The sequence below is a fragment of the Mycobacterium sp. THU-M104 genome, assembly GCF_049197365.1.
Lineage (GTDB): Bacteria > Actinomycetota > Actinomycetes > Mycobacteriales > Mycobacteriaceae > Mycobacterium.
Window position 1 is genome coordinate 1 of record NZ_JBMIOP010000240.1, and the last position, 7,303, is coordinate 7,303.

The 7,303-nt window shown below is 67.0% G+C and carries 8 protein-coding genes and 1 pseudogene; 4 read left to right on the forward strand and 5 right to left on the reverse strand.

The window, feature by feature from the left end; genetic code table 11:
• A partial coding sequence (locus ACOJVU_RS17705; RefSeq protein ID WP_421530965.1) for a salicylate synthase occupies window positions 1-899 on the reverse strand: 899 nt, incomplete at its 3' end.
• A 387-nt stretch (window positions 900-1,286) separates the two neighbouring features.
• Here ACOJVU_RS17705 and ACOJVU_RS17710 point away from each other — a divergent pair.
• Window positions 1,287-2,528 (forward strand): sodium-dependent bicarbonate transport family permease, encoded by a 1,242-nt coding sequence (locus ACOJVU_RS17710; RefSeq protein ID WP_421530966.1) that lies wholly within the window; start codon window positions 1,287-1,289, stop codon window positions 2,526-2,528.
• A gap of 3 nt (window positions 2,529-2,531) precedes the next feature.
• Here ACOJVU_RS17710 and hemW read toward each other — a convergent pair whose 3' ends face one another.
• The 3 genes from hemW to ACOJVU_RS17725 are packed head-to-tail and all read right to left on the reverse strand — an operon-like array spanning window position 2,532 to window position 4,650.
• Window positions 2,532-3,704, reverse strand: a complete 1,173-nt coding sequence (hemW, locus tag ACOJVU_RS17715; protein ID WP_421530967.1) for a radical SAM family heme chaperone HemW — start codon at window positions 3,702-3,704, stop codon at window positions 2,532-2,534.
• A gap of 53 nt (window positions 3,705-3,757) precedes the next feature.
• Window positions 3,758-4,132, reverse strand: a complete 375-nt coding sequence (locus tag ACOJVU_RS17720) for a transglycosylase family protein (RefSeq protein ID WP_421530972.1) — start codon at window positions 4,130-4,132, stop codon at window positions 3,758-3,760.
• 56 nt (window positions 4,133-4,188) lie between these two features.
• Window positions 4,189-4,650, reverse strand: coding sequence for a hypothetical protein (locus tag ACOJVU_RS17725; protein WP_421530968.1), 462 nt, complete (start codon window positions 4,648-4,650; stop codon window positions 4,189-4,191).
• Between the two features lie 740 nt (window positions 4,651-5,390).
• Between ACOJVU_RS17725 and ACOJVU_RS17730 the strand changes: the two genes are divergently transcribed.
• Entirely contained in the window at window positions 5,391-6,137 is a 747-nt protein-coding gene (locus tag ACOJVU_RS17730; protein WP_421530969.1) for a phosphoadenylyl-sulfate reductase, read from the forward strand.
• A 141-nt stretch (window positions 6,138-6,278) separates the two neighbouring features.
• Here ACOJVU_RS17730 and ACOJVU_RS17735 read toward each other — a convergent pair whose 3' ends face one another.
• Window positions 6,279-6,473 carry a hypothetical protein gene (locus tag ACOJVU_RS17735; protein WP_421530970.1) on the reverse strand — a complete coding sequence of 65 codons (195 nt, stop codon included), beginning with the start codon at window positions 6,471-6,473 and terminating at the stop codon, window positions 6,279-6,281.
• A 75-nt stretch (window positions 6,474-6,548) separates the two neighbouring features.
• Here ACOJVU_RS17735 and ACOJVU_RS17740 point away from each other — a divergent pair, with 75 nt between their 5' ends.
• Together ACOJVU_RS17740 and ACOJVU_RS17745 are read left to right on the forward strand one after the other, a co-directional pair.
• Entirely contained in the window at window positions 6,549-6,794 is a 246-nt protein-coding gene (locus ACOJVU_RS17740) for a hypothetical protein (RefSeq protein WP_421530971.1), read from the forward strand.
• A gap of 148 nt (window positions 6,795-6,942) precedes the next feature.
• A pseudogene (locus tag ACOJVU_RS17745) lies at window positions 6,943-7,303 on the forward strand (trehalase-like domain-containing protein); the annotation flags it as partial.

The window sequence follows — 7,303 nt, forward strand, 5'->3', positions numbered from 1 at the left end:
ATGGCATGCTCCACGATCTCTTTGGAGTTAGACTCCAGATCGGCGCGGGCCCGGCGGTCATGCGCCGCGCCCCGGCCGAACGCGCGCGTCCCGGCCAGCGGCTCGGTGACCACCGCACCATCCCGGTCGACCGCGGCAACCAGTTCGGGGCTGTAGCCCAGCGCCCGAATCCCGGCCAGCCGCAAGAGAAATGATCGCACCGGCGTGTTGTGCCGACGAGCAAGCCGATACGTGGCCGGAAAGTCCAGCGCGAAGGGTACTTTCACGGAGCGGGAGAGGATCACTTTCTGGTAGCGCGCCGCCGCGATCTCGCCGACGGCGACCGCCACCCGGTCGCGGTAGCCCGACGAATCGGCGGTCACCTCGATGCCGCGGGCGTCGCACACCTCGGGCACCCCGTCGCCGAGCAATGCCAGCACCGCCTCGCGGTGGCCGGGCGCAGCGCCGGCGAGTCGAACCTCGCCGCGGCTCACCACGATGCGGCCAAGGGGCCAGAACACCCGGGCCAGCGGGGTGTGGGGAGCCAGCCGGTCACCCAGCCCGTAGCGGTACACGCCGAACTCGAAGGCGACCCAACCGAACAGCTGATCGGTCTCCAGCAGCAGCCGGTCGACGGCCTCACCCAGGACGGGTGCGGGCCGTCCGGACCACGGGTGACGCCGGGTCGTCCCGTCGCGCGTCACCCGCAGCTCGTCGGAGTCCAGCTCGATCATCGCCCGCACACCGCTGGCCAGCACCCACTCGCCGGCCCGCTCGTAGAGCAGATACTGCTCGCCGGCCCGCTCCGACAGCGCCGCGGCCAGCGCGGCCGCCAGGTCGGCGGGATCGACGTGTGCGGGAAGCGGAATCGTCGATGCCGCGCAGTCCCCGGGATTCGTCTCGACGCCGACCTCGGTCATGGTTAGTAAATGTAGCCTAACCTATCCAATGGGGTCGACCCCGGTGCGCCTGCGGAAGCGACTCCCACCGAGGCCGGGGACCGCCGACGGCCCTGTCACCGGTCCGCGCCGACCCACGCATCGAGCCGGCAGCACGCTCAGCGCGCATTCACCCCAGATTGCCCCGGCACTCCAGGGTCGCCGACTGTCGGCGGCACGCGCCCGACCCTGGTTTTTCTTTGCCGAAAGCCGTCTCGCGTGATGGAATTCGTCCCGCGACGCCGGCGTGTCCACGAGTCGCGGTATGGCACCGGCGGGGCTAGATTCTTCACGATCGCCGGGATCGTTCGCGGTTTGCTCGCTGACGAACGTTGCTTCCCTGATCAGTCACCTGCCACGGGAGGCCCCATGCTGCAAGAGTTCTGGAACAACTTCACCCACAACCTGTTCAAGCCGCTTTTGCTGTTCTTCTACTTCGGGTTCCTGATCCCGATCCTGAAGGTGCGCTTCGAGTTCCCCTACGTGATCTACCAGGGCCTGACCATGTATCTGTTGCTGGCCATCGGCTGGCACGGCGGCGAGGAACTGGCCCAGATCGGCGCCTCCAGCATCGGGGCCATCGTCGGGTTCATGGTGTTGGGCTTTGTGACGAATTTCCTGATCGGCTGTCTGGCCTACCTGCTCTTGAATTCACTGAGTTCGATGCGAGGCGTCGACAAGGCGACGGTCGCGGGCTACTACGGTTCCGACTCGGCGGGCACCTTCGCCACCTGCATAGCCGTGCTGACCTCGGTCGGCATCGCGTTCAACGCCTACATGCCGGTGATGCTGGCCGTGATGGAGATTCCCGGTTGCCTGGTGGCCCTGTACCTGGTGGCGCGGCTGCGGCATCGGGGCATGGACGACGCCGGGAACATGCCCGACGAGGCCGGATACACCGCGCCGGTCAAGGCCGGCATCGGCCCGGGCACGCCGGCGCGGCCCGCCGGCGGCCGCAGCCTGCAGGCCGAACACGAGCGCGGCGTCGAGCAGGAGCTGGAGTTCGCGATGGAGATGTCGGACCATCCCGAGGATCTGGACCTGGGCGAGCCGCTGCCGGTCGACAAGAGGTCCTCCCTGTTCACCCGCGAGCTGTTCCAGGAAGTCTTCCTCAACCCGGGACTCGTCCTGCTCTTCGGCGGCATCGTCATCGGACTGCTCAGCGGGTTGCAGGGCCAGAAGGTCGTGGCCGATGACGACAGGTTCTTCGTGCTGGCGTTCCAGGGCGTGCTGTGCCTGTTCCTGCTGGAGATGGGAATGACGGCCTCCCGCAAGCTCAAGGACCTCCGGTCGGCCGGGCGCGGCTTCATCATCTTCGGCCTGCTGGCGCCGAACATCTTTGCCGCGCTGGGGATCGTCGTCGCCCACCTGTACGCCTACCTGACCCACACCGACTTCCAGCCGGGGACCTATGTGCTGTTCGCGGTGCTGTGCGGCGCGGCGTCCTACATCGCCGTGCCTGCCGTGCAGCGCCTGGCCATCCCCGAGGCCAGCCCGACCCTGCCGCTGGCCGCATCGCTGGGCCTGACGTTCTCCTACAACGTCACGATCGGCATCCCGCTCTACATCGAGATCGCCCACGTCATCGGGCACTGGTTCCCGGGCACCTGAGAACTACCCCAGCAGGCCCCGCACGACCCCGTCGGCGAGCAGGCGTCCGCGTTCGGTGAGGACCAGCCGGTCCCGCAGTGGCACCAACAATCCGTCGGCGACTGCGCACTCGGCGCGTTCGCGCTCGGCGGCGTCCAGCACGGCCAGCGGAAGGCCTTGGCGCAGGCGTGTTCTCAGCAGGACTTCCTCGGTGTGCAACGCGTCCGGGCCGAGTTGCTCGAATCCCGCCACGGGCAGCGCCGCATTGGCCAACCTCTCGGAATAGGCGTTGGGATGCTTGACATTCCACCAGCGCGTAGCTCCGACATAGCCGTGCGCCCCGGGCCCCGCGCCCCACCACTGACCGCCGTCCCAGTAGCCGAGGTTGTGCCGGCATTCTCCGCCCGGGCGCGACCAATTGGACACCTCGTACCAGCTCATCCCCGCCTCGGTGAGACGGGCATCAACCAGCTCGTAGCGGTGCGCGAGGACGTCGTCGTCGGGGGCGGCCAGCTCCCCGTGGCGAACCCGCCGGGCCAGCGCGGTGCCCTCCTCGACGGTCAGGGCATAGGCGGACACGTGATCCACGCCGGTTTCGACCGCCGTGTCGACGGAACGCAGCAGGTCGTCGTCGCTCTCCCCCGGCGTGCCGTAGATCAGGTCGAGGCTGACGTGTTCGAATCCGGCCTGCAGGGCCTCGCGGGCCGCGGCCGCCGATCGGTTCGGCGTGTGAATCCGGTCGAGGACTCCCAGCACCCGCGGTGACACCGATTGCATGCCCAGCGACACCCGCGTGTATCCGGCCGCACGGATCGCGGCGAAGAAGTCCGGCCAGGCCGACTCCGGGTTGGCCTCGGTGGTGATCTCGGCGTCCGGTGCCAGCGCGAAGTGCTCACGCACCATGTCCAGCAGTGTCGCCACGCGCGCGCCGCCCAGCAGTGACGGCGTCCCGCCGCCGACGAAGACGGTGTCCACCGTCGGCGCGGCCAACCGCGCGGCCGCGAGTCCGAGTTCCGTGCGCAGCGCCTGCAGCCAGGCATCGGGGTTGACTCCCCCCAGCTCTGCCGGAGTGTAGGTGTTGAAATCGCAATAACCGCAACGGGTTATACAGAAGGGGACGTGCACATACAACCCGAACGGCCGATCCGGACCGAGCCGCAGGCCAGGAATGTCGACCGGTTCCTCGGGCTGGCTCATGCCTCATGATCCCATGGCTGCGGATCCCATGGCTGCGGACCGGCTCGGAGCCCTCAGTCCTCTTCTGTCTTCGGGCAGCCGCCGCCATGATTCTCCAGGAAGCCGAGAAGCTGCGTCAAAGACCCCACCGGTGTCGCGTCCTGACTGCACGCCGCACACTGGGGCCACGCGCCGGGACCCTGGGTGGCCATGATCCGATCTCCGACCTCGATCTGCCCGTCAGGCGAGGTGGCCGACGGCAAACCGTGACCGCCGTTGGCATCCCATGTCGGCTGGCTGATCTGCAGGCCGCCGTACAGGCCGTTGCCGGTGTCGGCCGCCCAGTTGCCGCCCGATTCGCACTGCGCGATGGCTTCCCAATCGACATCCTCGGCTTTGGAGTCGCTGGTCGACACCGCCAGAGCGGTGGCGAACAGCGCGCCCACCATCAGGACTTGAGCCAGGAACGCGGACACGACGATGCGGAATCCCGCGGGATTGAGTGTCATATCACTCGCACCTTGCTGGCCAGCCAACGACCGCCGACCTTCGTCATGACCATCTTGACCCGACTCCGTTGCAGGGTCGCTCTCGGACTCTGGCGAGTCTTGACCGATTGGTCGACGAGCATGACGACCACGGCCCTGCTGGTGGTGGCCTTCTTCACCCAAGCCTCGGTGATCCTCCCGCGCACGGTCGTCGCATTTTCCCGCAGAATCCGGTGCAGTTCCGAGCCGGATTTGCGGTAGTTCGCTTGGAAATCTCCGGTCGCGCCGTCGAGGATGTCGCCGTATCTGTCCCCGATGGTCTCGCCGTCGAAGTTCATCAGCTTGCCGATATAGGTCTGGGCGGCCGCGAGCGCCTCCCTGGCGGCGGTGTTGCGTTGCTGCTCCTGATAGAGCAACTGCCCGCCCAAGCCCGCGAGGGCCAAAGTGATGACGAGGACTCCGGCGGCCAGCCAGCGCAATGCCGAACGTCTCGGACGCGAGCGAGAAGTCGCACCGGGGCGATGACGCACGATCCCCGGGAGTCGTTCGGTGATCGCGAAATGCGACGCGCCGATTGGCCTTCTGCCCACCGTCTGGGCGGCGCTGCCGCTCTCGACCCGTGATCCGCGCACAATGACCTCCATCCCCTCCAGCACACGACGAAGAAATTATCACTGGTAACAGATGTCACATCGGTAACGGAAAAGCAGCTTTTTCGCATGCGAATCGGGTCCCCGCGAGGGCGCGCGGACGTTTTCCATGGCACAGTGACCGGCGTGACCGTCTCCAACCCCCGACTGCGCGTTGCGCTGGTGACACGGCGGCACATCGATCTCAAGCGCGGCGGCAGCTGTTGTTGTCTCCGCTGACGTCGTAGACCCGCCCACTTGTCAGTAGCAGGCGCCGGATCTGTGCCACCGCCGGAAATTTTCTTCTGATTTGCGCGTCCACGCCTGCGCGCGTTCTTGAATGACCACGGAGCAATGATCACAACCTCTTGCGCACAGTTGCGCATCGCCACGCGAGGGCGTGCGCGGGAATATCTCGAGGTAACCAATGGTTTTCGCCATGGTACGCAGCGCTGCGTACGGGGTCACAGCGAAAGCGTCAGCGCGACATCGTGTTTGCGAACGCCTATCCCGCTGAGAAAAACCGATCACCACATGGATCCTGGTGTGCGCTCTGTCACGCACACCAGGTGGACGGAGAAAGATCACCGATGACCACCACCGAAGCGACGAGCCTCTCCGAGGCCGAGTTGCGTGAGATGGCGGCGCGCGGGGCGGCCGACCTCGAAGGCGCAAGCGCCACCGAGGTACTGAGGTGGACGGACGAGATCTTCGGCGGCGTGCGCCGACCGCGCAGTTGGGCGACGTGCAACTACGTGGTCGCTTCCAGCATGCAGGACGCGCTGCTCGTCGAGTTGGCCGCCCAGGTCCGGCCCGGGGTGCCGGTTGTGTTCCTGGACACCGGATACCACTTCGCGGAAACCATCGGGACGCGCGACGCGGTCGAGTCGGTCTACGACATCCACGTGATCAACGCCACTGCCGAGCACACGGTGGCCGAGCAGGATGCGCTGCTGGGCAAGGATCTGTACGCACGGAACCCAGGTGAGTGCTGCCGGCAGCGCAAGGTCGCTCCGTTAGGTAAAGCGCTGCAAGGCTATTCAGCGTGGGTCACGGGGCTGCGCAGGGTCGACGCACCCACCCGCGCGAACGCGCCGGTGGTCAGCTTCGACGAGGCGTTCAAGCTGGTGAAAGTCAGTCCGCTGGTGGATTGGACCGACCGGGCCGTCGAGAGCTACATCGCCGAGCACGGCGTGCTGGTCAACCCGCTCATCGACGAAGGGTATCCGTCGATCGGCTGCGCGCCCTGCACCGTGCGGCCCGCCCTGGGCGCCGACCCGCGCAGCGGACGCTGGCAGGGAACCGCCAAGACCGAGTGCGGTCTGCACGCATCGTGACGGAGCCGGACGTGGCCGGCGTGCTATCGGCGACCGCACGGGACTGGCCGGCGACGGTTCAATGGGTCAACAACCATGTGACGATGACGAGCACCACGAGCACGACGAGCACGAGTGTCACATGCGAGCGGGGCATGGACGTTACCGCGACGTCCCGTCGGTGCGCCGGAGGCGGCGCATCACGTCGATGCCCTTGCCGAGCAGTCCGTCCAGCACCAGCGCCATGAGATAGGCCACCGCGAGCACGATCGGCATCACCACCATCGCCTGCAGCACGAACGGAAGCCCGGAAAGCCACAGTTCGTTGCCGTCCCACCAGTTCAGGAACGCGGTCATCGGCCACACACTATTCGGACCCGCCGCCAAAGCCAACGCGCGGGCAACGAATCGCCCGTCTGCCAGGATCGACCCATGGCTGCTGCCGACAATACGACCTGCCTCATCGACAGCATCCACGTGAGGATCCAGAACCAGTTGGTCGACCTCGACCTGACGCGGCTGCCGGGCGCGCACCGGCACATCGCTCTGGTGCCGCAGTGGGACTTCCTGGAGATGATCGCGACCGCCGCCGCGGCCGAGCCCTGCTTCCGGTTGTTGCGCAGCACCAAGGTGGCCGGCGTGATCCGGGACGGCGACCGGATCGCCGGCGTCACCTAACGGGACCGCGGAAGCGAAACAACGCAGATGCGCGCCCAAGTCATCGCGACACTGCGCCGGGCGCTGGCCGAGCTGTACCCTGGCTCGCCGACCGGGTCGACGCGCTGACGTCGCTGGAGGACGTGAAACTGCTTGACATGCAACTCAACCGGCTCCGGAGATCGCCGATTATGCGTTTCTGTCCGACTGGGATACGACGTGCCTGATCTCCCCGGCGGGGTCAGTGGAATGGCTCTGCGTGCCCCGACCGGACTCTCCCAGCGTGTTCGGGGCGATCCTGGACCGCAGCACCGGTCATTTCAGGCTGGGGCCCTACGGGGTTTCGGTTCCGTCGGCCCGCCGCTACCTGCCCGGCAGTCTGATCATGGAGATCACCTGGCAGACCTACACCGGGTGGCTGATCGTGCGCGATGCGCTGGTGATGGGCCCCTGGCACGACATCGAGCGCCGTTCGCGGACGCATCGGCGCACCCCGATGGACTGGGACGCCGAGCACATCCTGCTGCGCA